20 protein-coding genes are annotated in these 24835 nt (G+C 67.7%); 5 read left to right on the top strand and 15 right to left on the bottom strand.

Annotation, left to right across the window (positions count from 1 at the left end):
* Positions 1-5: 5 nt before the first annotated feature.
* Positions 6-3725: a M10 family metallopeptidase C-terminal domain-containing protein gene (locus PKE75_RS01075; RefSeq protein WP_271166837.1), complete on the top strand. Its 3720-nt coding sequence runs from the start codon at positions 6-8 to the stop codon at positions 3723-3725.
* A gap of 85 nt (positions 3726-3810) precedes the next feature.
* On the opposite strand, the gene PKE75_RS01070 is transcribed toward PKE75_RS01075, so the two are convergent.
* From PKE75_RS01070 to PKE75_RS01005, 14 genes are all read right to left on the bottom strand, one after another.
* Complete coding sequence (locus PKE75_RS01070; RefSeq protein ID WP_271166836.1) at positions 3811-5793, bottom strand: acyl CoA:acetate/3-ketoacid CoA transferase; 1983 nt, start codon at positions 5791-5793, stop codon at positions 3811-3813.
* A gap of 262 nt (positions 5794-6055) precedes the next feature.
* Complete coding sequence (locus tag PKE75_RS01065) at positions 6056-6775, bottom strand: cytochrome c biogenesis CcdA family protein (RefSeq protein ID WP_271166835.1); 720 nt, start codon at positions 6773-6775, stop codon at positions 6056-6058.
* 9 nt (positions 6776-6784) lie between these two features.
* The gene (locus PKE75_RS01060) at positions 6785-7201 is read right to left on the bottom strand and encodes a thioredoxin family protein (RefSeq protein WP_428979081.1); all 417 of its coding nucleotides are present in this window, start codon (positions 7199-7201) and stop codon (positions 6785-6787) included.
* On the bottom strand, positions 7198-7779 hold the full coding sequence (locus tag PKE75_RS01055) for a rhodanese-like domain-containing protein (RefSeq protein WP_271166834.1): 582 nt from the start codon (positions 7777-7779) through the stop codon (positions 7198-7200). Before PKE75_RS01055 ends, PKE75_RS01060 begins: the two co-directional genes overlap by 4 nt.
* Positions 7780-7789: 10 nt before the next feature.
* Positions 7790-8596, bottom strand: a complete 807-nt coding sequence (locus tag PKE75_RS01050; RefSeq protein WP_271166833.1) for a quinoprotein dehydrogenase-associated SoxYZ-like carrier — start codon at positions 8594-8596, stop codon at positions 7790-7792.
* 247 nt (positions 8597-8843) lie between these two features.
* Entirely contained in the window at positions 8844-9815 is a 972-nt protein-coding gene (gene speB / locus PKE75_RS01045) for an agmatinase (RefSeq protein ID WP_271166832.1), read from the bottom strand.
* 2 nt (positions 9816-9817) lie between these two features.
* Positions 9818-10780, bottom strand: coding sequence for an agmatinase (speB, locus tag PKE75_RS01040; RefSeq protein WP_271166831.1), 963 nt, complete (start codon positions 10778-10780; stop codon positions 9818-9820).
* Positions 10777-11991: an aromatic ring-hydroxylating oxygenase subunit alpha gene (locus PKE75_RS01035; protein ID WP_271166830.1), complete on the bottom strand. Its 1215-nt coding sequence runs from the start codon at positions 11989-11991 to the stop codon at positions 10777-10779. Before PKE75_RS01035 ends, speB (PKE75_RS01040) begins: the two co-directional genes overlap by 4 nt.
* Before the next feature lie 18 nt (positions 11992-12009).
* Positions 12010-12783, bottom strand: coding sequence for a creatininase (locus PKE75_RS01030; RefSeq protein ID WP_271166829.1), 774 nt, complete (start codon positions 12781-12783; stop codon positions 12010-12012).
* 12 nt (positions 12784-12795) lie between these two features.
* Positions 12796-13506, bottom strand: a complete 711-nt coding sequence (locus PKE75_RS01025) for an SDR family NAD(P)-dependent oxidoreductase (RefSeq protein WP_271166828.1) — start codon at positions 13504-13506, stop codon at positions 12796-12798.
* Positions 13500-14255, bottom strand: coding sequence for an SDR family NAD(P)-dependent oxidoreductase (locus PKE75_RS01020; RefSeq protein WP_271166827.1), 756 nt, complete (start codon positions 14253-14255; stop codon positions 13500-13502). Before PKE75_RS01020 ends, PKE75_RS01025 begins: the two co-directional genes overlap by 7 nt.
* Positions 14255-15028 carry an ABC transporter ATP-binding protein gene (locus PKE75_RS01015; protein WP_271166826.1) on the bottom strand — a complete coding sequence of 258 codons (774 nt, stop codon included), beginning with the start codon at positions 15026-15028 and terminating at the stop codon, positions 14255-14257. The genes PKE75_RS01020 and PKE75_RS01015 overlap by 1 nt, the downstream gene beginning before the upstream one ends.
* A gap of 8 nt (positions 15029-15036) precedes the next feature.
* Positions 15037-15903 carry an ABC transporter permease gene (locus PKE75_RS01010; protein ID WP_271166825.1) on the bottom strand — a complete coding sequence of 289 codons (867 nt, stop codon included), beginning with the start codon at positions 15901-15903 and terminating at the stop codon, positions 15037-15039.
* 2 nt (positions 15904-15905) lie between these two features.
* Positions 15906-16898, bottom strand: coding sequence for an ABC transporter substrate-binding protein (locus PKE75_RS01005; protein ID WP_271166824.1), 993 nt, complete (start codon positions 16896-16898; stop codon positions 15906-15908).
* Positions 16899-17002: 104 nt separating this feature from the next.
* On the opposite strand from PKE75_RS01005, the gene PKE75_RS01000 reads away from it, so the two are divergent.
* From PKE75_RS01000 to PKE75_RS00990, 3 genes are all read left to right on the top strand, one after another.
* Positions 17003-17953: a LysR family transcriptional regulator gene (locus PKE75_RS01000; RefSeq protein ID WP_271166823.1), complete on the top strand. Its 951-nt coding sequence runs from the start codon at positions 17003-17005 to the stop codon at positions 17951-17953.
* A gap of 108 nt (positions 17954-18061) precedes the next feature.
* A complete protein-coding gene (gene ada / locus PKE75_RS00995) occupies positions 18062-19171 on the top strand; it encodes a bifunctional DNA-binding transcriptional regulator/O6-methylguanine-DNA methyltransferase Ada (protein WP_271166822.1) in 1110 nt (369 codons plus the stop codon).
* A gap of 182 nt (positions 19172-19353) precedes the next feature.
* Positions 19354-20214, top strand: a complete 861-nt coding sequence (locus tag PKE75_RS00990; protein WP_271166821.1) for a transglutaminase-like domain-containing protein — start codon at positions 19354-19356, stop codon at positions 20212-20214.
* Positions 20215-20217: 3 nt separating this feature from the next.
* Here the strand turns inward: PKE75_RS00990 and PKE75_RS00985 are convergent, their stop codons facing one another.
* Positions 20218-22026 (bottom strand): pyrroloquinoline quinone-dependent dehydrogenase, encoded by a 1809-nt coding sequence (locus tag PKE75_RS00985; RefSeq protein ID WP_271166820.1) that lies wholly within the window; start codon positions 22024-22026, stop codon positions 20218-20220.
* A 317-nt stretch (positions 22027-22343) separates the two neighbouring features.
* Here PKE75_RS00985 and PKE75_RS00980 point away from each other — a divergent pair, with 317 nt between their 5' ends.
* The gene (locus tag PKE75_RS00980; protein ID WP_271166819.1) at positions 22344-24788 is read left to right on the top strand and encodes a TonB-dependent receptor; all 2445 of its coding nucleotides are present in this window, start codon (positions 22344-22346) and stop codon (positions 24786-24788) included.
* Positions 24789-24835 lie beyond the last annotated feature (47 nt).

Here is a 24835-nt window from a genome sequence, read left to right as displayed (position 1 = left end):
AAATCATGGCCGCCACCGTCGTGGGCAAAACGGGCAATGACGATATCGACGGCATCCTCTGGGGTTGGAAGTATGACCATACGAACCTCACCTTCTCGTTCCCGACGAGTTCGGCGGAGTATTCCGGTTACGCCCAGGTCAACGGCTTCGAGGCGTTCAGCGCCCAGCAGGCGAACGCCGTCCGAGGCATCCTCGCGAACGTCGCGAGCTTCTGCGGACTGACGTTCTCCGAGGTCACGACGACAGGCGCCCAGCTCCGCTTCGCGGAAGCCGACTCGATCGACTACACGGACAGCAGTTCGGTCGCGACGCATACCGGCAACCATGTTCCGGGCAGCAGCACGGCGGAGGCGAACCCGCCCGAGGTCGGATACAATGGCGCGGCGCCGTTCTCGCCGAGCTACGCGCAAGGCGACGGCTGGTTCACGCACAATAACTACGACAATCCGCTGCTCGGCAGCTTCCAGTATGCGGCCGGCCTCATGCACGAGACCGGGCACAACCTCGGTCTGAAACACGGTCACGTGACGCAAGCCGCGCACGGCGACACGTTCCCGACGTTGCCCGGCGACCATAATTCCTACGAATACTCGGTGATGACCTACCATTCGTTCGTCGGCGACACGGTCGGGGGCGACAACGCGTTGGATCATCCGACGACATACATGCAGGACGACATCGCGGCGCTGCAGTATCTTTACGGCGCGAATTACAACTTCAACAGCAACAACACGACCTACACGTGGAGCCCGACGACTGGCGAAGCGTTCATCAACGGCGTTTCGCAGGGCGTTCCGCAGAGCAACTGCATCCTGATGACCATCTGGGACGGCGGCGGCGGCGGCGACACCTACGATTTCTCGAATTTCTCGACGGGGGTGACCGTCGATCTGTCGCCCGGCGGGTGGAGTTCGACCGGAGTCGCGGACCAGATCGCAAATCTCGGATACGATTCGAGCGGAAACTACCACTATGCGCGCGGCAACATCGCCAACGCCCTGCTGTTCCAGGGCAATACGGCGTCGCTGATCGAGAACGCGACCGGCGGCACGGGCAACGACCGCATCTCTGGGAACGACGGGAGCAACTTTCTCCAAGGCGGCGGCGGCGGCGACACGCTGTCGGGCGGTCTTGGAGCCGACATTCTTTACGGCGGAGCGGACAACGACCTGCTGCAAGGCGGCGGCGACAACGATTTGATGAAGGGCGGAGGGGGCGCCGACACTCTAGAAGGCGGCGCCGGCGTCGACGGCGTGAGCTACAGCGAGTCCACCGCGGCCGTCTCCGTCAGCCTCGGTTCCGGCTCGACCTATGGCACAGGCTCCGGCGGATTCGCCGAGGGCGACCGGCTGTCGGGCGATATCGAGAACCTGACCGGCAGCAGCTACAACGACACGCTGTTCGGCAACGCCGCCGGTAACTCGATCTACGGCGGCGCCGGCAACGACCTCATCAAGGGCGGCGGCGGGGCCGATACGCTCGACGGCGGCGCCGATAACGACACGGTCAGCTACTACTTCGCCAGCCAGGGACTCTACATAAATCTCGACACGAACACCGTGTCCACGGGCGAGAAGCTCGCAGGCATCGAGAACGCCATCGGCGGTTTCTACGCCGATACGCTCTACGGCAACGCCGGAGCCAACCATCTCGAGGGAGAGGGCGGCGACGACTACCTCAAAGGCGGCGGCGGCGCCGACACGCTGGACGGCGGCGCAGGCGTCGACACCGTCAGCTTCTACCCGTCGACGGTCGGTCTCTCGGCCAATCTGGCGACCGGCGTCGTCTCGACAGGCGAAACGCTCGTCGACATCGAGAACGTCTATGGCTCTCTTTATGACGACACGCTGATCGGCAACAGCCTCGCCAACGACCTGAGCGGCTCTTCCGGCTCGGATACGGTCGACTATTCGGGCTCCAACGCCGGGGTAGCCATCGACCTCACGGCAGGAACCGGGGCCGGTGGAACGGCCGAGGGCGATACGCTGTACTCGATCGAAACGGTGATCGGATCGAACTACGCCGACTCGCTGAAGGGCGACCAGTACGCCAATAACCTGCAAGGCGGGGCGGGCGCCGACACTCTTTCGGGCGAGGCCGGGGCCGACACCATGGCGGGAGGGGCGGGCTCCGACGTCTATACGGTGGACGACGCGGGCGACGGCGTCGTCGAGCTGAAGGGGGGCGGCTTCGACATCGTCAACGCTTCGGTTAGCTTCTCGCTCGCCGGTCAGTATGTCGAAAACCTTAACCTGACCGGCGGCGCCGCGATCGACGGAACCGGCAATTCGCTCAACAACGTGATCACGGGCAACGCCGGCCAGAACCACCTGATTGGCCTTGCGGGCGCCGACACGCTGATCGGCGGCGGCGAGAGCGACACGATGGAAGGCGGCGCCGACGGCGACACCTATTACGTGGACGCGGTTGGCGACAAAGTCGTCGAGGCGAACGTCGCGGGCGTCGATATCGTCATGGCGTCCGTCAGCTTCTCGCTGGCGGGTCAGTATGTCGAGAATCTGACGCTGACCGGCGCCGGCGACATCAATGGGACCGGCAACTCTCTCGCCAACAGCCTTGTCGGCAATGCGGGCGAAAACGTGCTCGACGGCGGAACCGGCGCCGACACCATGGCCGGCGGGGCAGGCGCCGACACCTATTACGTCCGGGACGCGGGCGACAAGGTGATCGAGGCCAACGTCACCGGCCACGACACCGTGCTGAGCTATGTGTCGTTCTCCCTCGCCGGCCAGTTTGTCGAGCAGATGTTCCTGATCGGCTCGGCCGCGATCGACGGAACCGGCAATTCGCTCGACAACGCCCTCACCGGCAACGCTGCGGCCAACAAGTTGATCGGCCTCGCCGGCGCGGACAGCCTGAACGGCGGAGCGGGCGCCGACACGATGACGGGCGGCGAAGACAACGACGTCTATTATGTCGACAATGTCGGCGACAGGGTCGTGGAGGCCAACGGCGAGGGCGCCGACACCGTCAACAGCTCGGTGACGTTCTCGCTCGCCGGCCAATACATCGAGAAGCTGGTCCTGACGGGCTCCGCCAACATCAACGGCGCGGGCAACAGCCTCGCCAACACCCTGACCGGCAACGCCGGGGACAACGACCTCGACGGCGGCGCGGGCGCCGACACGATGGCGGGCGGTCTCGGGAACGACGACTATTACGTCCAGAACTCCGGCGACAAGGTCATCGAGCTCGACGGAGCGGGGCTCGACCGGGTCTACTCCTCGGTGACCTTTTCGCTCGCGGGGCAGTATATCGAGCGGCTCGGCCTCACGGGCGCGGCGGACATCAACGGGACCGGCAATTCGCTCGCCAACATCATAGCGGGCAATTCCGGCGACAACGTTCTCGACGGCGGCAGCAACGCCGATCGCATCGCCGGCGGCGCGGGCCACGACACGTTCGTGTTCTCGACCGCGCTGGGCGCAGCCAACATCGACGCGCTTACGGACTTTTCGGTCGCCGACGACACGATCCGGCTGGATCACTCGGTGTTTGCGGGGCTTGACGTAGGCGCTCTGGCGGCGTCCGCCTTCTATGTCGGGACGGCGGCCCACGACGCCTCCGACCGCATCGTCTACAACAACGTCAGCGGCGCTCTGCTGTTCGACCGCGACGGCTCCGCCGCGACCTATGCGGCGGTGCAGTTCGCGACCCTCGACGACCACCTCGCCGTCACCCGCGCGGATTTCACCGTGGTGTGACGGCGCCATCCGTCCGGACTCCGGCCCTACACCGCGTGGTAGCGGTCTAGGGCCGCCTCCCGGGGCGGTCCGGCCGCTTTCAGGCTCAGGCCGCCGCCGCCTCCTCGGTGTCCTCGCCGAAAGCGGCGTTCACGCTGCTGGCGCGCTCGACGAAGGCGTGGGCGTCTTCCTTGCGCTCGAACACATGCGGCGCGAGGCCCCGCTTCTTCAGCGCCTCCTGCATCTTGAGGCGCAGGAATCCGTTGGTCGTGTAGCGCGTGGTGGTGGCGTAGTGCTCCTCCATCAGGTGCTCGATCATCTCGGCGTAATCGTCGTAAAGCGCGTCGCTGATCCTGAACCCGTCATGGTTGACGACCGAGTTGACCCGCTTGCCGGCTTTCTCGCAGGCCTCGACCAGCACCTTGCGCAGGTCGTCGATGTCGCTCTTGGTCCGCACCTGCCAGCCTTCGAGGTTGAGGAACAGGATGTTGCGCTCGGCGTCGTAGCTCACTCGCTCGCAGAGCTTGAGGTTGAGCAGGTCGGAGAGCAGGTCCATCGGCTCGTCGCGGAAGATGCGGGCGTCCATCAGCGCCGGCTCGTTCACGATCGGCTTGAACGCCATATGGGCGAGGATGTCGCGCTCTATGTCGACGCCCGGCGCCACCTCGATCAGCTCCAGCCCCTGCTTGGTCAGCTGGAAGACGCAGCGCTCGGTCACGTAGAGCACCGGCTGGCCGCGTTCGGAGGCGTAAGGGCCGCTGAAGGTGTTCTGCTCGACGCGCTTGAGGAACTTCTGCGACTTGCCTTCCTGCAGGATCTTCAGCGAGCCGTTCTCGATCGCGACGTCGAGGCCGCCGACGGTGAAGGTGCCCGCGAACACGACGCTGCGCGCGTTCTGGCTGATGTTGATGAAGCCGCCGCAGCCGTTCAGCTTGCCGCCGAAGCAGGAGGTGTTGACGTTGCCGACCTCGTCGCACTCGGCCATGCCGAGCGAGGTCATGTCGAGGCCGCCGCCGTCGTAGAAATCGAACATCTGGTTCTGGTCGATGATGCAGTCGGCGTTGGTCGCGGCTCCGAAGCTCGACCCGCTCGCCAGCACGCCGCCGACGGCGCCGGCCTCGGTCGTGAGCGTGATGTAGGGCGTGACCTTCTCCTCGTTCGCGACCGAGGATATGCCCTCCGGCGCGCCGACGCCGAGGTTCACCACGCCGTTCAGCGGCAGTTCGAAGGCCGCGCGCCGGGCGATGATCTTGCGGGCGTCGAGCTTCATGCGCGCGATGCCCGTCACCGGCACCCGGATCTGGCCGGCGAGGGCCGGGTTGAACTGCACGCCGTAGTTCATGCGGTGCTGCTCGGGCTCCGCGACCACGACGCAGTCGACGAGGATGCCCGGAATGCGCACGTCCTTCGGCAGCAGGAAGCCGTCGTCGACGATGCGTTCGACCTGCGCGATGACGATGCCGCCATTGTTCCGCGCCGCCATCGCCTGGGCGAGGCTGTCGAGGGTCAGCGCCTCCTTCTCCATCGAAATGTTGCCCGACGGGTCGGCGCTGGTGCCGCGGATGAAGGCGACGTCGATCTTGGTCGCCTTGTAGAACAGCCACTCCTCGCCATCGACCTCGACGACCTTGACGATTTCGTCCTGGGTGACCGCGTTCACGCGGCCGCCGCCGTGGCGCGGGTCGACATAGGTGTGCAGGCCGACCTTGGAGAACAGGCCGGGCTGCCCCGCCGCGCAGGCCCGGTAGAGCTGCGAGATCACGCCCTGCGGCAGGTTGTACCCGACGATCTCGTTGTTGGTCGCGGCCTGCGCGACCTTCGGCATGCGACCGAAATTGGCGGCGATGACGCGGCTGAGCAGGCCCTTGTGGTGAAGCCGCCCGGTGCCGAGGCCTTTGCTGTCGCCGGCGCCGGCCGTCATGATCAGGGTGAGGTTCTTCGGCGCGCCGGTCTCGACGAAGCGCTCCTCCAGCGCAGCGTGAAGCGCCTCGGGGATGCAGCTCTGCACGAAGCCGGTGGTCGTGACGACGTCTCCGTCGCCGATCAGGGCGATCGCCTCGGCTGCGGTGATGACCTTGTTCTTCTTCATCTGCCGGAAGTTCCTCCGCCCGGCTTCTCCCGCAATGAGACTGCGAGGAAGCGCAATGGCATGCCAAGCCGGGTTGGTCTTGCATGTAACGTGATGACGAAGCGTAGGATACCGACCGCGGTTTCCGCAATGCCGCCAATGTCGTAGTGGCGGGATGCCGCGTCTATCTCGCAGTTGCGAGATGAAATTTAGCAAAACTTTGGGACGAGCGTTTGTTCAACTTAAGGGCGACCTCGCTCCGGGGGCGTGCTTCGGCCTTCGATTAGAACCGTGTCGTCAGCGCGGTGAGCCAGTCCGGCGAAGCCTCGACGAGCGCGGTCTCGATCGTCTTGTCGGTTCCCGTCAGCACGCCTGCGCCGACAAGGATCAGCAGCGCGCCGAACAGCGCCTTGCCGCTTCGTCCCGCCTGCGCCAACCGGGGCCGCCAGCGCGTGAGCGTCCGCCGGGAGAGCGCGCCGATCGCGAGCAGCGGCAGGGCGGCGCCGATCCCGAAGGCTGTCATGACCAGCGCGACGCTTCCGAGATTCTCGCCGCGGGCCGCGAGCACCGACGCCGCGCCCAGCGTCGGGCCGACGCAGGGCGCCCACACGGCGCCGAGCAGGGCGCCCGCTCCGAACTGGCCGAGAAGCCCGGAGCGCGGCGCACGGTCGAGCCGCCGTCCGGCCCATCCCGCGACCGGCCCCGCGGCGAGCGCAAAGCGCGCCTGGGCCGCAGGCAGCAGCAGAACGACGCCGAAGGCGATCATCAGCGCCGCCGCGACCGCCCGGAAGACGTCGCCGTCGAGACCGATCGAGAAACCGATCGTCGCGACGAACAGCCCGATCGCGACGAAGGAGAGCGCGAGCCCGCATGCGAGCGCCAGCGGTCCAAAGCGGCGCCCGGAGGCGGCCGCGCCCATCACGAGCGGCGCGATCGGCAGCACGCAGGGCGACAGGATCGAAAGCAGGCCAGCCAGCAGGGCGAAGGCGAGGGCGCTGGTCATCGCCTTGGCTCAAAGCGCCTTTTCGAGCAGATCCTCGATCCACTCCGGCTGGGGCTCGCCGACCGAACGGCCGACCTCCCTGCCGCGGCTGTAGACGATCAGCGTGCTCTGGAGCTGTGCGCCGACCTTGCGGACGTCGGCCTTGTCGGCGTCGAAGTCGATATCGAACGCGGTCATCGCCCCGAAGCGCGGCTCGGCGAGCAGCTTCGCGACGATCGGCTTCTGCGCTCTGCAGATCGGGCACCACGGCGCGCTGATATGGACGAGCACGGGTCCGCCGGCGACCACGGCCGCGTCGAACGCCGCAGCCGAGAACGGCGCCGGCGGCGCGGCGAGGGCGGCGGAGGCCGAGCCGAGCACGGTGGCGCAGACCAGCAACAGCGTCCGCCGCGAGAACGCCGCGCAGGCCGTCCCGCCCGCGCTCACCGATCGGCCGGAGGCTTGGTCGCCGCTTCCCAGTCCGGATCGGTCCTGACGACCGTGGAAGGCCGGTCCGCCTCCAGCCATCCGTTGATCCCCCCCGGGAACCAGTGGACGCTGGTGAAGCCCCAGCCGAGAAGCCGTTTGCCGAGGTTCCAGCTGCCCCAGCAGTCCGGCTTGCAGAAGGTGACGACCGGGCGGCGGAGGTCTCCGTCGGCGAGAGTCACGATCCGGGCCTTGAGAGCAGCCTCCTGCTCGGGCGGCAGGTCCCCAGGGCCAGCTCCGGGAAGCCAGACCGCGCCGGGGATCGAGCGGTGCTGGGGACGCCAGAGCGCCGTCTCAGGCAAGGTCTCCGGCTTGCGGTCGGCCGGGCCGACGTCGAGCAGCAGCGCGTCGCCCTTGTCGACCAGGCGCGCCACGGCGGCGGCGTCGACCACCGTCGCCCCTTTGAGCGTGGAAGGCGTGTAGCCGGCTAGGGCGCCCCGCCACAGGCCGTCCGGCTCGGGCGCGGAGCCCGGCCCGCCGGCCTGCGCGGCGAAAGCGAACGCCGCCGCGACGACGGCCGCGATTACGACGCCACGCATGGGGGCCACCTCAGTTCGACTGGGTCGGGACGTCGAAGGTCTTTTCCCAGCGCCCATCGTCGGTGTCGGTCGCCGCAACCTTGATCTGGCCCTTGGCGTCGGGCCTGAAGCCGAACTCGATGACCGGGTTGGACGAGATCGAGATGTCGCCGTCGAGCGTGAACACGTCCTTGTCGTTGTAAGTCACCTTGATGGTCTTGAGGTAGCGCGCCGGCGTGTAGGCGCGGGTCAATTGATCCATCTGCATGCCCGAGAAATTCGGATGGCGGATCATCAGCGTGGCGGTGGCGGTCTTGCCCGGCGTCACGTCATCCCGGACGCGGAGCCGGATCTCGCCCATGCCCTTCATCGCCTCTTCGTCGCTCGCGCCGACCGGCGCCGAGCAGCCGCCGCTCGCCTTCACGAACTTGGTGGTCTCGACAAGGCGGCCGTCATTGGTCTCCGCGACGGCGTGGATGTTGGTGTAGGTGTTCACCCGCACCCGCAGCTTCATGACGCTCGGATCGCCGGCCGGGCCGAAGGTCACCTTGGCTGCGACCGGAGACGGGTTGTCGTCGATGATGAGCGTGGTGGACTTGATCGCCGAAGGATCCGCCGTCTGGATCGTGACCGGCACCAGCGCGGCGTCCTCGGCGCGCACCGGCGTGTCGAGAGACAGCAGATCGGCCTGCTCGACCTTGCGGTCGCCGAACACGCTCTGGCGTAGATCGCTCCAGCGCGCCTCGCGCTCGGCTGCGTCGTCAGCGGCGCTCGCCGCTCCGATGGTCAGAGCCGCGGCGGTCGCGAGCGCCGCGGCGCGGATGGTCAGCTTGATCATGTCATCCTCCGGCAGGCGATCTGGCGTCGCCTTTCCATCACAAGTATGCGTCCATCACGGTGGATCATACTCCCGGAGATACGTTTCGTCGCGCCGATTGGTTGCGCGCCGCGCCGGAGACGTCGTCCGGCGGGTCGCTCTCGTGGCCTCGGCCGAAATGCCCGAAACCGACGCGCACTACGCGGTCGACTCGAAAAGCCCCCGCAATCGTCGCGCCACGCGTGGAACCCGGACCTGCGACGCAGTTTCAGCGCCGCGGGTCGCGGATCGTCTTCTGGTGCAGCACGCGGCCGATCAGGTTGAGCAGGATTTGCGCGGCGAGGATCGAGGTGACGCCAGCCGGATCGTATTCGCGCGCCACCTCGACGAGGTCGACGCCGACGATCGTCCCGCGCTTCGCCAACCCGTCGAGCAGCTCCAGCACCTCGTAATAGGCGAACCCGCCATGGCTCGGCGTGCCGGTGCCCGGCGCGATCGAGGGGTCGAAGCCGTCGATGTCGATCGTGGCGTAATAGCGCGCGCCTTCGGGAATGCGGGCGAGCACCGCGTCGGTCCCGAGCTTGCGGATCTGGCGCACCGAGAGGATGTCGCTGCCCATGGCGCGGGCGTCCTCGTAGCCTTCGCGAGCGGTCGAGGAGACGTTGCGGATGCCGAGCTGGGTGAGGCCGGTGACGTAAGGCCGCTCGGCCGCGCGGCGCATCGGGCTGCCGTGCCCGTAGCGGACGCCGTGGCGCTCGTCGACGAAGTCGAGATGGGCGTCGAACTGGACGAGATGGATCGGGTCTTCGTCCGAGAACGCGGCGACGCAGGGGATGTTGACCGAGTGGTCGCCGCCCATCACCACCGGAAGCGCGCCGGCCTTCAGGATCTTCCGGACGCCGAGCTCGATGTTGGCGTGGCTCTGGGCGGTGTCGGTGTGGATCATGTCGGCGTCGCCGATGTCGACGATCCGCGTGGTCTCGGCCGAGAGGTAGACGACGTCGTCCTCGTGGTCGTAGGCCCCGGCGTGCCCGAACGCGAACAGGGTCGACGCCTCGCGGATCGCCCGCGGCCCCGAGCGCGCCCCGGAGCGCCACTGCGTGCCAAGGTCGAACGGCGCGCCGAGGATGCAGACGTCGGCGTCGATCGCATCCCAGTCGAGGACCAGAGGATATTTTCCGAAAGTCGCGACGCCGACGAACGGCAGGTCGAGCCGTCCGCCCTCATAACCGTGAGCCATGGTCAGGCGGCCTTCCGCGCGGCCAGGCTGTCCGCCATCACGCAGAGCTCCTCGAACATGATGGTGACGCCGGTGATCGCGGTCAGCCCCGAGGGGTCGAAGGGCGGCGCGACCTCGACCAAGTCTGCGCCGATGATGTTCAGCCCGCCGAGCTTGCGGACCATCGCCTGCGCCTCGCGGGTCGTGAAGCCGCCGATCTCGGGCGTGCCGGTCCCCGGCGCCTGGGAGGGGTCGATCCCGTCGATGTCGAAGGTGACGTAGGTCGGCGCGGTCCCGAGGATTTCGAGCGCCTCGGCCATGACGTCGTCGACGCCGCGGGCGACGAACTCCTCCATGAAGATCGTGCGGACGCCCGCCGCCTTCGCGAAGTCGAAGTTCTTGGGGTCGCCGATCGAGCCGCGGATGCCGATCTGCACGAAGCGCTTGGGGTCGATCAGCTCTTCCTCGATCCCGCGCCGGAACGGCGTCCCGTGATTGTATTTCTGTCCGAAGAACTCGTCATAGGTGTCCGAATGAGCGTCGAACTGGATGAGGCCGACCGCCTCGCCTCTGTTCAGCCCGCGCAGGATCGGCAGCGTGATGAGGTGGTCGCCGCCGCCCGTGAGCGGGATCGCGCCGGCCTCGGTGATCTCGCGGTAGAAGCCCTCGATCAGCGAGAGATTCTCCATCAGGTCGAGCGGGTGGACCGGCGCGTCGCCGCAGTCGCCGACCCGCACGAGGTCGTAGGGCGAGCGGCCCGTGACATGGTGATAGCGACGCATCAGGCTCGACTGGTTGCGCAGCTCGCGCGGGCCGTGGCGCGTGCCCGGACGGTTGGTGACCGCGATGTCGAACGGAACGCCGACGATCGCGATGTCGACATCTTCGGGCTTCGCGACAGGCAGGCGCATGAAGGTCGCCATGCCGGCGAAGCGCGGGACGGAGCCGGAGTCGAGCGGCTCGGGGAAGAGGGGGGCGTCGTTCATACGGAAGGACTCGCTGGTTCGGCGACGCGGAGCGACCGCGCCAGATAGCGCTGGATGTGCCAGATCGGCTCTTCGAGATGGCTGAGACGCCCGCGCACCACCTTCGAGGACCGCAGGCCCGCCTGCATTGCGGCGTTGACCTGCATGTCCTCGAGGTGGAAGTCGCGCAGCATCGTGGTCTCCGCCGCGACAGTCTCGGCGAAGTCGGGGTCGGCCATCGCAGCCCGGGTGACGAGCGTCGTCGTCAGCAGGGCGCAGCGACCCTCCGACTGGGGCAGCAGCCGGTACCAGATCACCCGGTCGCGCGCGGTGAGCAGCATGAAGCAGGGCAGGCCAAGATAGAGCCCCCATTCCAGCTGGCGGTCGAGCGGAAGGCCGGCGACGGGCTTGAAGCCGTCGAGCGCCGCGTCCTTCGCCGCGGCCTCCATCACCTTCTCAGTCGTCTTCTTGTTGAATGGCAGGTGGCAGCGGATGAAATGGCCCTGCTCGGGATCGGTCCACGTCATCGCGGCCGGCATGGACGTGTTGAGGGTCTGATGATGGATGCCGAGGTGGTGGTAGGACTCGATCCAGTTCTCGACCATGACCTTCCAGTTGAAGTCGCAGTCCCACTTCAGCTCGATCACGACCTCCATCTCGGCAGTGTCCCACGGCGCGATCATGTCGGCGAAGGCTGCGTAGAGCTCGGCGAGCGGGGCGGCGTCGCCCGACACGTTGACGAAGACGAAGCCTTGCCAGATCTCGGAGCGGAAGGAGCTGAGCCTCCAGTCCTTCTTGTCGAAGCCCTCGGCCTTCTGCATCTCCGGGCAGCCCTTGAGAGCGCCGTCCGCCTCGAACGACCAGCGGTGATAGGGGCAGACGAGGATTGGCTCGTTGCCCTCCTCGGGGCCGCCGAACACCGGATGCAGGATGTCTGCGCCGCGATGCGGGCAGACGCGCGACAGCACCCGGATCTCGCCGTCGCGGCCGCGGATCACGACGACCGGCTCGCCGAGCAGATCCAGCCGGAGATAGTCGCCGCTCTTCTTCAGCTGGCTGACATGGGCGAGGCAGATCCAGCCGCGCGACAGCACGGCGTCCGCCTCATGGGCGAAGAAGCCCGGATCGACATAGGTCTCGGGCGGAAGGGTGATGGCGCGCGACAGCGGAAGCTCGGCCGCCTCGAACACCGCCTTCCGCACCTCTTCGACTGAAAGGACCGAACGGGTCATCGCGCAGCTCCTCAGGTTCTAGAGGTTGAATTCCTTCCGCACGGCGGCCGAGATCAGGCTGACGTGATCGTCCATCAGCCACTGGCCCTTCTCGGCGCTGGATCCATGAGCCACCGCGAGCACGCCCGACGCCGGGCCGAAACCCTTCGGGGTCGGCCAGCGGTCGTAAGTCGGGAACTTGGCCGGGCCGTCGGACGGGACCTTGTCCATTTCGACGAGCTCGGGCCGCAGCAGAAGCATCAGCGACGTTTCGAGCAGGCTGGCGTGTTCCAGCTCAGTGCCGGGGAACCCATCCGGGAACAGGCGGTCGAGCGTCTCTCGCTTCACGAAGTCCCAGTATTCGAGCCGCATCACGTCCATGTCGACGATCCCGTCGCGGCGAAGCTCGCGAAGACCGAGGTCGAGCCCTTCGACGGAGGGCCACATGTTCTCGTAGTGCCCGATGACGAGCACGATCCTGCGGACCCCGTCACGGCCGAGACCGCGGATGATGTCGCGGATCACCAGCGAGAAGGTGTGCGCGTCGAGGCTGGTCGTGCCCGGAAACGCCTCGCCGCCGCCCGATCGCGGCATCGACTTGCAGCCATAGGGCACGCAGGGCGCCACGAGGCCGCCGACCTCGCGGGCGACACGTTCGCACACGCCTGTCGGCAGCACGACGTCGACGTTCATCGCCATGTGCGGCCCGTGCTGCTCGGTCGCGCCGAGCGGAAGAAAGACCGTGGCGCCGGCCTTCACCTTGGCCTCGTATTCCGGCCAGCTCAGCTCGGCCATGAAAACGCTGTCGACCATGTTCTTAGCCCCTCAGTGCATCGCCGCGCCGCCGTCCACGCTGACGCATTGGCCAGTCGTGAACGTCGTCCGTCGGCTCGTCAGAAACAGGATCGCCTCCGCCACCTCTTCGGCGCGGCCGATGCGGCCCATCGGGTTGAGCGTCTCGAGCGACTGCTGCTCGGGCGTCATCGCTCCGAAGTTCAGCAGAGGCGTGTCGATCGGTCCGGGCGCCACCGCGTTGACCAGCACCTTCGGCGCAAGCTCGCGCGCCCAGGAGCGGGTGAGCGCGAGGATCGCCCCCTTGGTCGCGCAGTAGCCGGAGGCGCCGGCGCGGCCGAGATAGCCGAGCTCGGAAGCGATGTTGACGATCCGGCCGCCGTCCGCGCCGAAATGCTTCAGCGCCTCGCGGGCGACAAGGATGACGCCACGGACGTTGACGGCGATCATCCAGTCGAAGGCGTCGAGATCGAAGGCCGACAGCGGGCTCTCGAGATCGAGCCCTGCGGAGTTCACCACCGCGTCGAGCCCGCCGAGCGTCGTCGCAGCTTTCGCCATCGCGGCGACGACCTCCGCCTCGACGGCGAGGTCGGCCTGAACCATCGGAAACGCGGCTTCGACCGGCCTGACGTCGAGCCCGACGACCCGGGCGCCGGCCGCATGCAGCGCCTCGGCGCCTGCCCGGCCGATGCCGCTCGACGCGCCGGTGACGATCACCCGCAGTCCCTCATGCATGCTCACCATGGAGCCTCTCCCCTGTCGGCGCCGAGGCTCTGGCCGGTGACGCTCGCGGCGAGGTCGGAGGCGAGGAACAGATAAGGCCCCGCCACGTCCTCCGGATCCATGAAGCCCGGCAGCGCCTGCGCCGCCACGATCTCGTCAAGCAGGTCGTCCTCCGACCGTCCGGCGCGCTCCGCCATCCGCGTGAGCGAACGGAGCGAGGCCTCGGTGCGCACCCAGCCCGGACACACCGCGTTGACGGTGATCCCGCGCGGCCCGAGCTCCTTCGCCCAGGTCTTGGTCAGCCCGATGACGGCGTGCTTGGAGGCGACGTAACCGCCGAAATCGGCGGCGGCCGTGCGCGCCCAGACCGATGCGGTATTGATGACGCGCCCGCCAGCGCCGAGCTTCGGCGCGAGCGCCCGCGTCATCAGGAACGTGCCGGTCACGTTGATCTCGATGATCCGCCGGAAGGTCGCCTCGTTCTCCGCGCTCGGATCGTCGAGCGGGGTGAGGCGCTCGTAGCCCGCGTTGTTCACCAGCACGTCGAGCTTTTCGATCTTCGCCGCGAAGTCCGAAACCGCGTCGGCGTCGGTGATGTCGACATGAAAGCCGCGGGCGCCGAGCTGTTCGGCCGCCTTGAACACGGCCTCGTCGTCGGCCAGCATCATCAGATCGGCGCCCGCGCCTGAGAAGGCGCGCGCGATCCCGAGCCCGATGCCGCGGCTCGATCCGGTGACGAGGACGCTCCGTCCGGCCAGTCCCTGCAGCATCAAAGCTCTCCACCGGCTGCGGCGCGCACAGTGCCGATCGCCTCGCGGCGGAGCGCGAAGAAGTCCTCGCCATCGCGCATCTCGAGGGTGCGCTCCTCGCCGAGCCTGCTCTTGACGTCGATCTCGGCGACGATCCGTGTCGGGCGCTTGGAGAACACCACCACGCGGTCGGCGAGGAACAGCGCCTCCTCGACGTCGTGGGTGACGAACACGATGGTCTTGGCGTCGCGTCGCTGGATGCGGCGAAGCTCGGTCTGCAATTGCTCGCGCCGCAGCGCGTCGAGCGCGCCGAACGGCTCGTCCATCAGTAAGACGTCGGACCCGGCGGCGAGCGTCCGCGCGATCGCGATGCGCTGGCGCATGCCCCCCGAGACCTGGTTCGGATAGTGGTCGGAGAATTCGTAGAGCCCGACCAGATCGAGATAGCGCTCGGCGCGAACCGCCTTCTCCTGCTCGGTGAGGTCCGAACGGTAGCGCAGGCCGAAGGCGACGTTCTGCGCGACGGTGAGCCACGGGAACGACGAGTAGGACTGGAACACCATGCCGCGCCTGTGGTCGGGCTTGCCGACCGGCGCGCCGTCGAGCCTGATCTCGCCGGTGGTCGGCAGGTCGAGCCCGCCGACCATGCGCATCAAGGTGGTCTTGCCGCAGCCGGAGGGGCCGAGGAACACGACGAATTCATGCCGTGCGATCGCGAGGTCGAACGGCGTCTCGACGACCTGCACCTCGCCGAAGCGCTTCGTGACGTGGTCGAACTGGAGGTGAGGCCCCATCGCGCCGCTCATGCCAGATACCGGAAGGCGCGGCGGTGGATGAGGCGAAGCAGCTGGTCGGTCGCGAGGCCGATGAAGCCGATCAGCACGACGCCGGCCATCACTTCCGGAGTCTTCATGTAGCGGCGCGCCGCCCAGATGACGAAGCCGAGCCCCGAATCCGCCGCCACGATCTCGGCGATGATCAGATAGGTCCAGCACCAGCCGAGCGTGATGCGGAGATTGTCGACGAGGCCCGGCAGCATGGCCCGGAAGGCGACGTCCTTAAGCACCTGGCCCTGGTTCGCGCCGACCGTATAGGCGATCTCGACATATTCCTGCGGGACGCGGCGCATGTCGTCGGCCACCAGCAGCACGAGCTGGAAGAAGGTGCCGAGCCAGAGCAGGAAGATCTTGGTCTCCTCGCCGACGCCGAACCAGATGATCGACAGCGGCACCAGCGCCGGAACCGGCAGATAGCGGATGAAGTCGACCGCGGGCTCGAGCGCTGCGCCCACCGCGCGGTAGCCGCTCATCAGCATGCCGATCGGAACCGCCATGACGGCCGCGAGCAGGAAGGCCTCCCACACCCTCAGCGTGGAGATCCAGGCGTGCCACAGCAGATGCTGCTCGGCGAACATCCGGACCATCGCGAGGAAGATCGCGCTGGGCGCAGGGAAGAACATCGGCGTGGTCAGGCCGAGCCGCGCGGTGAACTCCCAGAGGCCGAGGATCGCGAAGCTGGTTCCGACCGCGAAAGCCGGGCCGACGTAGCGCGGCAGCGGGGCGCGCAGCCGGAACAGCCAGGGAGCGGCCGAGGGACGCCGGCTCCCGGCGTCGGGCGCGGCGGGAGCGCCTGCGGCCGGCCCGTCGATGGCGCGACCCTCGACCGCCATGCTCACTTGGCGGCCGCGACGGCGGCCATGACGGAGGAGTCGATCTGCTTGGCGGCGTCGAGCTTGGCGTCCGCCGCCTTGTTCTCGACGTTGAGGTCCATGACCAGATCGAAGATTCCGTAAAGCGCGCCCGGCTTCTCGGGCGTGCCGAGGAGCTTCGCCGTCTCTTCCTTGTCGGTGAAGGTGAGGCTGGTGTCGAAGATGCCCTTCACCTCCGCGTCGCTCAGATTGTAGTGCGGCGCGGTCAGCTTGATGAACTCGGCCGGATCGGACTTGTAGAGCTCGACCGCCTTGAAGATGCCGGCCATGAACTTCTGGTACTTGGTCGGGTTCGCCTTCAGGTCGTCCTGCCGGACGTCGATGACGTCGACGATGATGTCGCTGTCCTTCGACGACAGCAAAATCTTGCCGTTGCGCTGGGTCTGCGAGGACACCGCCTGCGACATGAAGGGTTCGTAGGTTCCGATCGCCGCGATCGAGCTGTCCGCGAACACCGCGACCGTGTCCGGGGTCGTGATGTTCTTGATGGTGAGGTCGTCGAGCGTCATCCCCTCCTTCTTCAGCGCGAGCTGGAGCAGCAGGCGGGCCGGGATGTTCGGCTCGACGGCGACGGTCTTGCCCTTGAGATCGGCCACCGACTTCACCGAGCCGTCGGCGATCACGCCGTCGCCGCCGACCGACTTGTCGATGGTGCCGATGATCACGCCGGGCGTCGAGGCGTCGCGCGGGCGGCCCTGATGCTCGCCGACGGTGCGCATGTCGACCTCGATGTCGCCGCGCGTCATGGCGGCGAGCACGTTGGAGCGGTCGTCCTCGAACTTCATGTCGACGTCGAGCCCGAGCTCCTTGAAGTAGCCCTTGTCGATCGCGACGAACACCGGGGCGTAGCCCGGCCATGTCGGAGCCAGCACCCGGACGGTGTCGTCCGCGAGCGCGGGCCCGCTCGCGAGGAGGCTGATTCCAGCGGCGACGAGGGCGCAATCCAGACGTCTCATGACGAGCCTCCAAAAGATGACGGACGGATCATTCCGAGGTTTCGTATCGACGGGAATTCATTTTATTGGAATGATGCATCGACGACCGTCAATGTGAGACCGGTATGGCCCCGACCGCCGCCCGTGCGCCGATGCGCCGGCTCGACAATATCGACCTGCGGCTGCTGCGCGTGTTCACGACGCTCGCGGAATCCGGCGGCTTCGCGGACGCGCAGATCAACCTCAACCTGTCGCAGTCGACGCTCTCGACGCACCTCGCGGGCCTCGAGCGCAAGCTCGGCGGGCAGCTCTGCGAACGCGGCCGCGGCGGGTTCCGGCTGACGCCCTTCGGCCAGTCGACCTATGCGGCGGCGCGTCGGCTGTTCGACGACATCGACGCGTTCCACGCCCGGGTGGGCAGCGACCAGCAACGCCTCGTCGGGCGCCTCAGGGTCGGCATCGTCGACGGCGTCGTGACCAACCCGCGGCTCGGCCTGCAGACGGCGATCGCGAGCTACATGGCCTATGCGGCCGAAGTCTTCGTCGACCTTGAGCTCGGCACCCCCCTCGAACTCGAGCAGGCGCTGATGGACGGCCGCCGCGACGTCGTGGTCGGCCCGTTCAGCCAGAAAGCTCCGGGCGTCGCCTACGCTCCGCTGTGCCGCGAGTCGCACGCGCTCTACTGCGGCAGGGGCCACGCTCTGTTCGACACGCCCCAAAGCGCCATCCGCCATGCGCATATCGAAGAGGCGCTGTTCTCGGTCAGACGGTACCGGCACCTCGACGACCTCTACCGCGTCAACCACCCGCGGGCGAGCGGCGCGGTGATGCACATGGAGGCGCAAGCGATGCTGATCCTTTCGGGACAGTTCGTCGGCTATCTACCTCGCCATATCGGCGACCATTGGGCTGACCGTGGCGAGATGCGAGCCATCAAACCGGAGAGCTATGGCTTCGAATCCCAGCACTTCGTGGCCACGCGCCGGCCGAAGGGCGAGCTGCCGCTGGTCGACGCCTTCGTGCAGGAGCTGAAGCGCCAGGCCGCCCCCGCCATGCGTCGGCCGGTCGACGCCTGAATGCGAAAGGCGTCGCCGCTCGCGGCGTTCCCCCGATCCGACATTCCGCTAGATTCAAAAGCAAGAAGCGGAGCGCGGCCTCGGCTCGCCGGGGCTATCGATGTCGCCATGACCCATCCAGAAGCACAGACACAGACACAGACACAGACACAGACACAGACACAGACACAGACACAGACAGAGACCGATCCGCGCTGGCGTTCGGTCGTCGACCGTGAGTCCGCCGCCGACGGGACGTTCGTCTATTCGGTCGCCTCCACCGGCGTCTATTGCCGTCCGTCCTGCCCGTCCCGGCTGGCGAAGCCCGCCAACGTCCGCTTTCATGCGACCTGCGAGGCGGCCGAGCGCGCCGGATTCCGGCCCTGCCTGCGCTGCCGTCCGAACGAGGCGGCCGACGTGCAGGGCGCGGCGGTCGTCGCCCGGATCTGCCGCGAGATCGAACGGGCCGAGCAGCCGCCGAAGCTGGAGGCGCTCGCGGCGAGCGCCGGCCTGAGCGCCTCCCACCTCCACCGGCTGTTCAAGGCGAAGACCGGCGTGACGCCGCGGGCCTATGCGGCGGCGGAGCGCGCGAAGCGCGTGCGCTCGGCGCTCGCCCAACCCGGCGCGTCCGTCACCGCGGCGCTCTACGACGCCGGCTTCGGCTCGAACGGCCGCTTCTACGAGGCGTCGAACGCGGTTCTGGGCATGAAGCCGGGCGCCTTTCGCGCCAGGGGCGCGGGCGCGGAAATCCGCTTCGCCGTCGGCGAGTCTTCGTTGGGCTCCGTGCTGGTCGCGCAGAGCGAACGCGGCGTCTGCGCCATCCTGCTCGGAGACGACCCGGAGGCGCTGGTCCGCGACCTGCAGGACAGGTTCTCCGGCGCGCGGTTTTTCGGCGGCGACGCGGCGTTCGAGACGGTGGTGGCGCAGGTCGTCGGGTTCGTCGATGCGCCGGGCGTCGGCCTCGACCTGCCGCTCGACATCCGCGGAACCGCGTTCCAGCAACGGGTCTGGGCGGCGCTCCGGCGGATTCCTGCGGGCGCGACCGCGAGCTATGCGGACGTCGCCGCTGCGATCGGCGCGCCGAAGGCCATGCGGGCCGTCGCCGGGGCCTGCGGCGCCAACCCGCTCGCCGTCGCGGTCCCCTGCCACCGCGTGGTCCGAAACGACGGAGCCCTCTCCGGCTATCGCTGGGGAGTCGAGCGCAAGCGCGCTTTGCTCGAAAGGGAACGCGGCGCGTAAATCCTCTGGGAGACGCGCGGATCGGGTTGCCGCGGCGGCTTCACGCGCCACTTCGTCGCGAACCGCCGCCCTGCGTGATCGGGCCGGGGCCGCCTCGCATTCGACAGCGCGACGACCGCCGGCGGACGCCCGATCCCGCCCATGCGCGTCCGCGCCGCCTTCAACGCCGCCGGGACCTGACGATGAAGTACAAGATGGGCTGCGAGCTTTCCTACACCATCGTCGAGGAGACGATGTTCATCTTCAACATCGAGGTGGCGCAGCTCATCCGCCATCGCGGCTTGACCGACCGCGTGGTCTGCGAGCCCGACGCCGAACGCCTGTCCTACACCGTTCCGGACCTCCAGAACCGGTACCTGCGGGTTCTCGCGGAGCCCGGCGACTTCCAGATCTCGTACACGGCGGAGGTCGATCTCGACGTGCATCGCGCCGATCCGACGACGGTCCACGAGATGGACGTCCGCGACCTTCCGCTCGACATTCTGCCCTATCTGCTGCCGAGCCGGTTCGTGCCGTCCGACAGGCTCGCCGCCTTCGCGCTCAGGGAATTCGGCGACTTCCCGCGCGGGCACATGCGGGTCAGCGCGATCTGCAGCTGGATCTACCAGAACATCGACTATGTCCGCGGGTCGAGCGACGCCCAGACCACCGCGACCGAGATCCTGATCCAGCGGGCCGGCGTGTGCCGCGACTTCGCTCATCTCGGCATCGCGTTCTGCCGGGCGCTCGGCATCCCGGCCCGGCTCGTCAGCTGCTACGCCTTCGGCCTGTCCCCGGCGGACTTCCATGCGGTGTTCGAGGCCTATCTGGACGGTCGGTGGTGGCTGTTCGACGGCACGAGGCAGGCGGCGCTCGACGGGCTGGTGCGCATCGGGGTCGGCCGCGACGCCGCCGAGATCGCGTTCGCCACGCCCTTCGGGAACATGGCGCCCGGTCCGATCAACATCTGGATCGAGCGCGACGACGGCGAGCCCGAGCCGTCGCCGCGCACCACCGACGCGATCAGCACCGAAGAGCCAGCCCCCAACGCCGGCGCCGCCTGAGAGTCAGTCCGGCAGGCCGAAGGCGATCACCGCGCCGCCCTGGCGGAAGCCCCAGATCTGGCTGCCGCCGGCGGCCACCGCGACATACTGCTTGCCGGCGACCGCGAAGGCGATCGGCGGGGCGTTGACGCCGGCGCCGCAGTTGAAGCTCCAGAGCGTGGCGCCGGTCTTGGCGTCGAACGCAGAGAGGTCTCCGCCGCCTTCGCCGTTGAACACCAGCCCGCCCGCGGTCGCGAGCGTGCCGCCGACCAGCGGGTCGGGGGTCTTGCGCTGCCACAGGATCTTGCCGCCGGCCTTGAGGTCGATCGCGCTCAGCAGCCCGTACATGCCCTGCTTCACCGGCTCGATGTTGAAGTAGTGCACGGCGGGCTTGCCGCCGACCGCCGGCAGAACGGAGGCGCGGTAGGTCGACGGCCAGTGCATCGCGGCGACGAAGGCGACGCCGGCCGCCGGGTCGACGGCCGCCGGCGACCAGTTCGAGCCGCCGCCGACGCCCGGCGCGATCACGATCCCCTCGGGCGTCGGCGCCTTGAACATGTTCGACTGCGGAACGAACGGGTCGGACTTGAACAGCAGCTCGCCGGTCGCCCGGTCGTGGACGAAATACCAGCCGAGCTTGCTCGCCTGGCCCACGACCGGGACGCTCTTGCCATTCACCGCGAGGTCGAACAGGGCGGGCGGGCTTGCGACGTCGTACCCCCAGAGGTCGTGCGGCGTCTGCTGGTAGTGCCAGACCAGCCTGCCGGTCCTGGCGTCGAGAGCGACTAGCGACGAGGTGTAGAGATTGTCGCCCGGCCGGCTCTCGCCCGCAGCCTGTGGCGAGGGGTTGCCGATGCCGAGAAAGAGCAGGCCGGTCTTGGGATCGAGCGCCGGCGCGTGCCAGATCGACCCCCCGCCGTATTTCCAGGAATCCTTGTGGGCTTCGGCCGCGGCCTTCTCCGCCGGGATGTCGCGGTCGAGCGTCACGCCGTAGGGCGTATCCTGGCGGAACGCGCCCTCCCAGCCTTCCTGCGTCGCCTCGAACTTCCAGACGAGCTTGCCGGTCGCGGCGTCGAAGGCGGCGAGGAAGCCGGGGCGGCCGTAGCGGCCGGCGACTCCGACCACGGCGCCGAGCGGCGCGCCGGGTCGGTCGCTGTCGAGGTGCAGGCCGTAGCCGACGCCGGTGACGCCGATGATGACCTTGCCGTCGAACACCAGCGGCGCGGAGTTCGCGCCGATGCCGGTCGAGCCGGACACCGCGCCCTTTAGCGCCGGATCGCTCTGCCCGAGCGCGGCGCGATCCTCGCTCGGGCCGTCCGGGTCCGCGGCGTCGGCGAGCGGGATGTCGAACGCGACCCTGCCGGTCGCCTGGTCGAGCGCGACGAGGCGGGCGTCGACGGTCGCGACGAAGACCTTGCCGTAGCCGAGAGCGACCCCTCGGTTCGCCGGCCCGCAGCAGAGCTTCTTCGTCGTCGCCTTGTGCTCGTAGCGCCAGAGCTCGCGGCCGGTGGCGGCGTCGAGCGCCATGACATGGGAGAACGGCGCGGAGAGATACATCACGCCGTCCGCCACCAGCGGCGTGGTCTGGAAAGTCGCGGCGTAGCCCGTCTGATAGATCCATTTCGGGACCAGCCGCCTGACGGTCTTCACGTCGATCTGGTCGAGCGGCGAGAACCGGCGGTCACGGTAGTCCCGGCCGGGCAGCAGCCAGTCGGCGGCGTCTGCGTCGGCGTCGAGCAGCCGCGCGTCGTCGATCGGCTGCGACCGGGCGGGCGCCGCCGCAACAAGAGCGAGCGCGAACAGGAGGGTAGGAGATAAGACGCGGCGTTTCACGGGCGACGATCCTGTTGGGGGCGAACGAAGGCCGACGCGGCGGCGCATCCAGAGCCGCCGCAATATCGTCCAGGAACCCTATCAACGCGCACGGAAGCGCCGACGTCAGACTTAGGTCTTATTATTTGAGGCCCGGGCCGTTTGCTTGAGGACGTCATTCGATCTTAAGAGATAATAATAATGTTGCAAAACAGCATCTTAGCTAAACTAAACCGTTTCGCCACACACGTGGCCGATTGATGGCGGCGACGCTCCCGATCTAGAAAAGTCCAACTGCTGGTTCAGGCAGATTTGCATGCGTTCGGGGGAGTCGCGGGATGGTGAGGCGCAGGTCGCATCTATTATTGGGCACGGCCGTAGGCTTGGCGGCCTTCGGGTCGCTGGGCGCAGCGCTCGCGCAGGACGGCGCCACCCCGCTGGAGGGAATCGAGGTCATCGGCACCTCTCCGCTCGGCGGCGACGGCCTCGACGTGGACAAGGTGCCGGCCAATGTCACCAGCCTGTCGTCGAGCGATCTCTCCGGCGGGACCCAGCTTTCGGTCACTGAGGCGATCGCGAGGAAGACGCCGTCCGTCAGCCTCAGCGACGTCCAGGGCAATCCCTACTTCAAGGATCTCTATTTCCGCGGCTTCGTCGCGTCGCCGCTGAACGGGACGCCCCAGGGCATCGCGGTCTACCAGAACGGCGTCCGCCAGAACGAGGCGTTCGGCGACACCGTCAACTTCGACCTGATTCCGGAGATCGCGATCGACCGCGCTGACATCTGGACCAACAATCCGGTGTTCGGCCTCAACGCCCTCGGCGGCGCGCTCAACCTGAAGATGAAGAACGGCTTCACCTATCAGGGGCTCGAGACCGAGTTCATGGCGGGCTCGTTCGGCAAGTTCTCCGGCAAGGCGCAGTGGGGCCAGCAGTTCGGCAACTGGGCGACCTATCTCGCGCTCGAGGGCGAGCGCGACGGCGGCTGGCGCGATTACTCGAAGTCGAACGTCAAGCGGGTCTATGGCGACGTCGGCTACAAGGGCGACGACGCCGAAATCCACCTGAACTTCTCGCTGGCCGACACGAATCTCGGAGTCGTCGGCCCGACGCCGCGTGAGCTGCTCGAGCGCGGCGGCCGCGACGCGGTCTATACCGGTCCGCAGACCACCGACAACAAGGCCGGTCAGATCAACCTCACCGGCGATTTCGACCTTGGCAGCAACTGGTCGCTGCAGACCAACGCCTATTATCGCCAGATGAAGCAGAAGCACGTCGACGGCAACGACACCGACGTGCGTCCCTGCGAGGACAATCCGGCGCTGCTCTGCCTCGAGGCGGACGACATCATCGACCCAGCGACCGGGACCAACCCGGACGACGACGATCCGCGCCTGATCGTCCGCGACAAGAACGGCAACGCCGTCGGAACGCCGGACGGCTTCGCCGAGCGGCCCGGCTCGATCGAGCGGTCTCAGACGAACTCGCACACCGTCGGCGGCACCGCGCAGGCGACGAACACCGGCGAGCTGTTCGGCAAGACCAACCACTTCATCGTGGGCGTCAGCTACGACCACGGCTGGACGGACTTCAAGGGCGACAGCGAGCTCGGCATCATCCCCGACAACCTTCAGGTCATCGGAACCGGCATCAAGTATCACACGACGTTCCCCGGCGGCATTCTGCCGACCGACGTCAGCACGCGGAACGACTATCTCGGCCTTTACCTCAGCGACACGCTCGACATCACCGATCGTCTGTCGGCGACCATCGGCGGCCGGCTGAACTACGCGCACATCACGCTGAAGGACCACAGCCCGTTCTTCAACGTCGACGCCAATGGAAACCCTGTGGGCGCAGGCATCGACGGCTCGCACAACTTCACCCGCTTCAACCCGATGGCCGGCCTGACCTACAAGATCACGCCCGAAATGACCGCCTACGCCGGCTATTCGGAAGCGAACCGCGCTCCCACCCCGCTCGAGCTCGGCTGCGCCGATCCGTCGAACCCCTGCCAGCTCGAAGGCTTCCTGGTCTCTGATCCGCCCCTGAAGCAGGTCGTCACCCGCACCGGCGAAATCGGCCTGCGCGGCCACACCGCCCCCGGCTTCGGCGGCCTGCTGAACTGGAAGGTCGGCGCGTACCTCGCCTACAACAGCAACGACATCCTGACGATTCCGAGCCCGCTCACCGGACGCGGCTACTTCAAGAACGCGGGCGACACGCAGCGCGCCGGCATCGAGCTCTCGGCCGACTACCAGACCGACACATGGGCTATCTACGCGAACTACGCCTATATCGACGCGACCTTCCGGAAGAACGTGACGCTGGGTTCGCCCAACAATCCGCAGGCGGACGGCGCAGGCGAGATCAACGTCAAGAAGGGCGACCACCTGCCGGCGATCCCGGCCCATCAGGCCAAGATCGGCGTCGCCTACCGCATCACGCCGGCCTTCACCGTCGGCGGCGACATGATCTATAACTCGAGCCAGTACTTTGTCGGCGACGAGTCGAACCAGAACAAGAAGCTGCCGGGCTACGTGGTGTTCAACGCCAACGCCTCGTGGCAGGTGACGGACCAGATCCGTGTCTTCGGCATGGTCGACAACATCTTCAACAACAAATACGCGACCTACGGCACCTTCTACGACAATGACGACATCGACTTCCTGGAGCTGAACGGCTCGCGGACGGTCACTCCGGCCCGGCCGCGCGGCGCCTATCTCGGCATCGGGTACAAGTTCAGCGCGAACGCCGCTCCGGCGCTCGTCACGAAGGACTAATTCGCGCGAATGCTGGGTCGCGCGGCGGGGCCGGTCTCTTCGGAGGC

It is taken from the genome of Hansschlegelia plantiphila (assembly GCF_027922265.1).
In the GTDB taxonomy this organism is placed as follows: Bacteria; Pseudomonadota; Alphaproteobacteria; order Rhizobiales; family Methylopilaceae; genus Methylopila; species Methylopila plantiphila.
This window is presented reverse-complemented; position numbering and strand designations above follow the sequence as displayed.

Excerpts from the sequence above, each read along its gene's own strand:
- PKE75_RS01075 (WP_271166837.1), top strand. The coding sequence starts at position 6 with ATGGCCGCCACCGTCGTGGGCAAAACGGGCAATGACGATATCGACGGC.
- PKE75_RS01070 (WP_271166836.1), bottom strand. The coding sequence starts at position 5,793 with ATGAAGAAGAACAAGGTCATCACCGCAGCCGAGGCGATCGCCCTGATC.
- PKE75_RS01065 (WP_271166835.1), bottom strand. The coding sequence starts at position 6,775 with ATGACCAGCGCCCTCGCCTTCGCCCTGCTGGCTGGCCTGCTTTCGATC.
- PKE75_RS01055 (WP_271166834.1), bottom strand. The coding sequence starts at position 7,779 with ATGCGTGGCGTCGTAATCGCGGCCGTCGTCGCGGCGGCGTTCGCTTTC.
- PKE75_RS01050 (WP_271166833.1), bottom strand. The coding sequence starts at position 8,596 with ATGATCAAGCTGACCATCCGCGCCGCGGCGCTCGCGACCGCCGCGGCT.
- speB (WP_271166832.1), bottom strand. The coding sequence starts at position 9,815 with ATGGCTCACGGTTATGAGGGCGGACGGCTCGACCTGCCGTTCGTCGGC.
- speB (WP_271166831.1), bottom strand. The coding sequence starts at position 10,780 with ATGAACGACGCCCCCCTCTTCCCCGAGCCGCTCGACTCCGGCTCCGTC.
- PKE75_RS01035 (WP_271166830.1), bottom strand. The coding sequence starts at position 11,991 with ATGACCCGTTCGGTCCTTTCAGTCGAAGAGGTGCGGAAGGCGGTGTTC.
- PKE75_RS01030 (WP_271166829.1), bottom strand. The coding sequence starts at position 12,783 with ATGGTCGACAGCGTTTTCATGGCCGAGCTGAGCTGGCCGGAATACGAG.
- PKE75_RS01025 (WP_271166828.1), bottom strand. The coding sequence starts at position 13,506 with ATGGTGAGCATGCATGAGGGACTGCGGGTGATCGTCACCGGCGCGTCG.
- PKE75_RS01020 (WP_271166827.1), bottom strand. The coding sequence starts at position 14,255 with ATGCTGCAGGGACTGGCCGGACGGAGCGTCCTCGTCACCGGATCGAGC.
- PKE75_RS01015 (WP_271166826.1), bottom strand. The coding sequence starts at position 15,028 with ATGGGGCCTCACCTCCAGTTCGACCACGTCACGAAGCGCTTCGGCGAG.
- PKE75_RS01010 (WP_271166825.1), bottom strand. The coding sequence starts at position 15,903 with ATGGCGGTCGAGGGTCGCGCCATCGACGGGCCGGCCGCAGGCGCTCCC.
- PKE75_RS01005 (WP_271166824.1), bottom strand. The coding sequence starts at position 16,898 with ATGAGACGTCTGGATTGCGCCCTCGTCGCCGCTGGAATCAGCCTCCTC.
- PKE75_RS01000 (WP_271166823.1), top strand. The coding sequence starts at position 17,003 with ATGGCCCCGACCGCCGCCCGTGCGCCGATGCGCCGGCTCGACAATATC.
- ada (WP_271166822.1), top strand. The coding sequence starts at position 18,062 with ATGACCCATCCAGAAGCACAGACACAGACACAGACACAGACACAGACA.
- PKE75_RS00990 (WP_271166821.1), top strand. The coding sequence starts at position 19,354 with ATGAAGTACAAGATGGGCTGCGAGCTTTCCTACACCATCGTCGAGGAG.
- PKE75_RS00980 (WP_271166819.1), top strand. The coding sequence starts at position 22,344 with ATGGTGAGGCGCAGGTCGCATCTATTATTGGGCACGGCCGTAGGCTTG.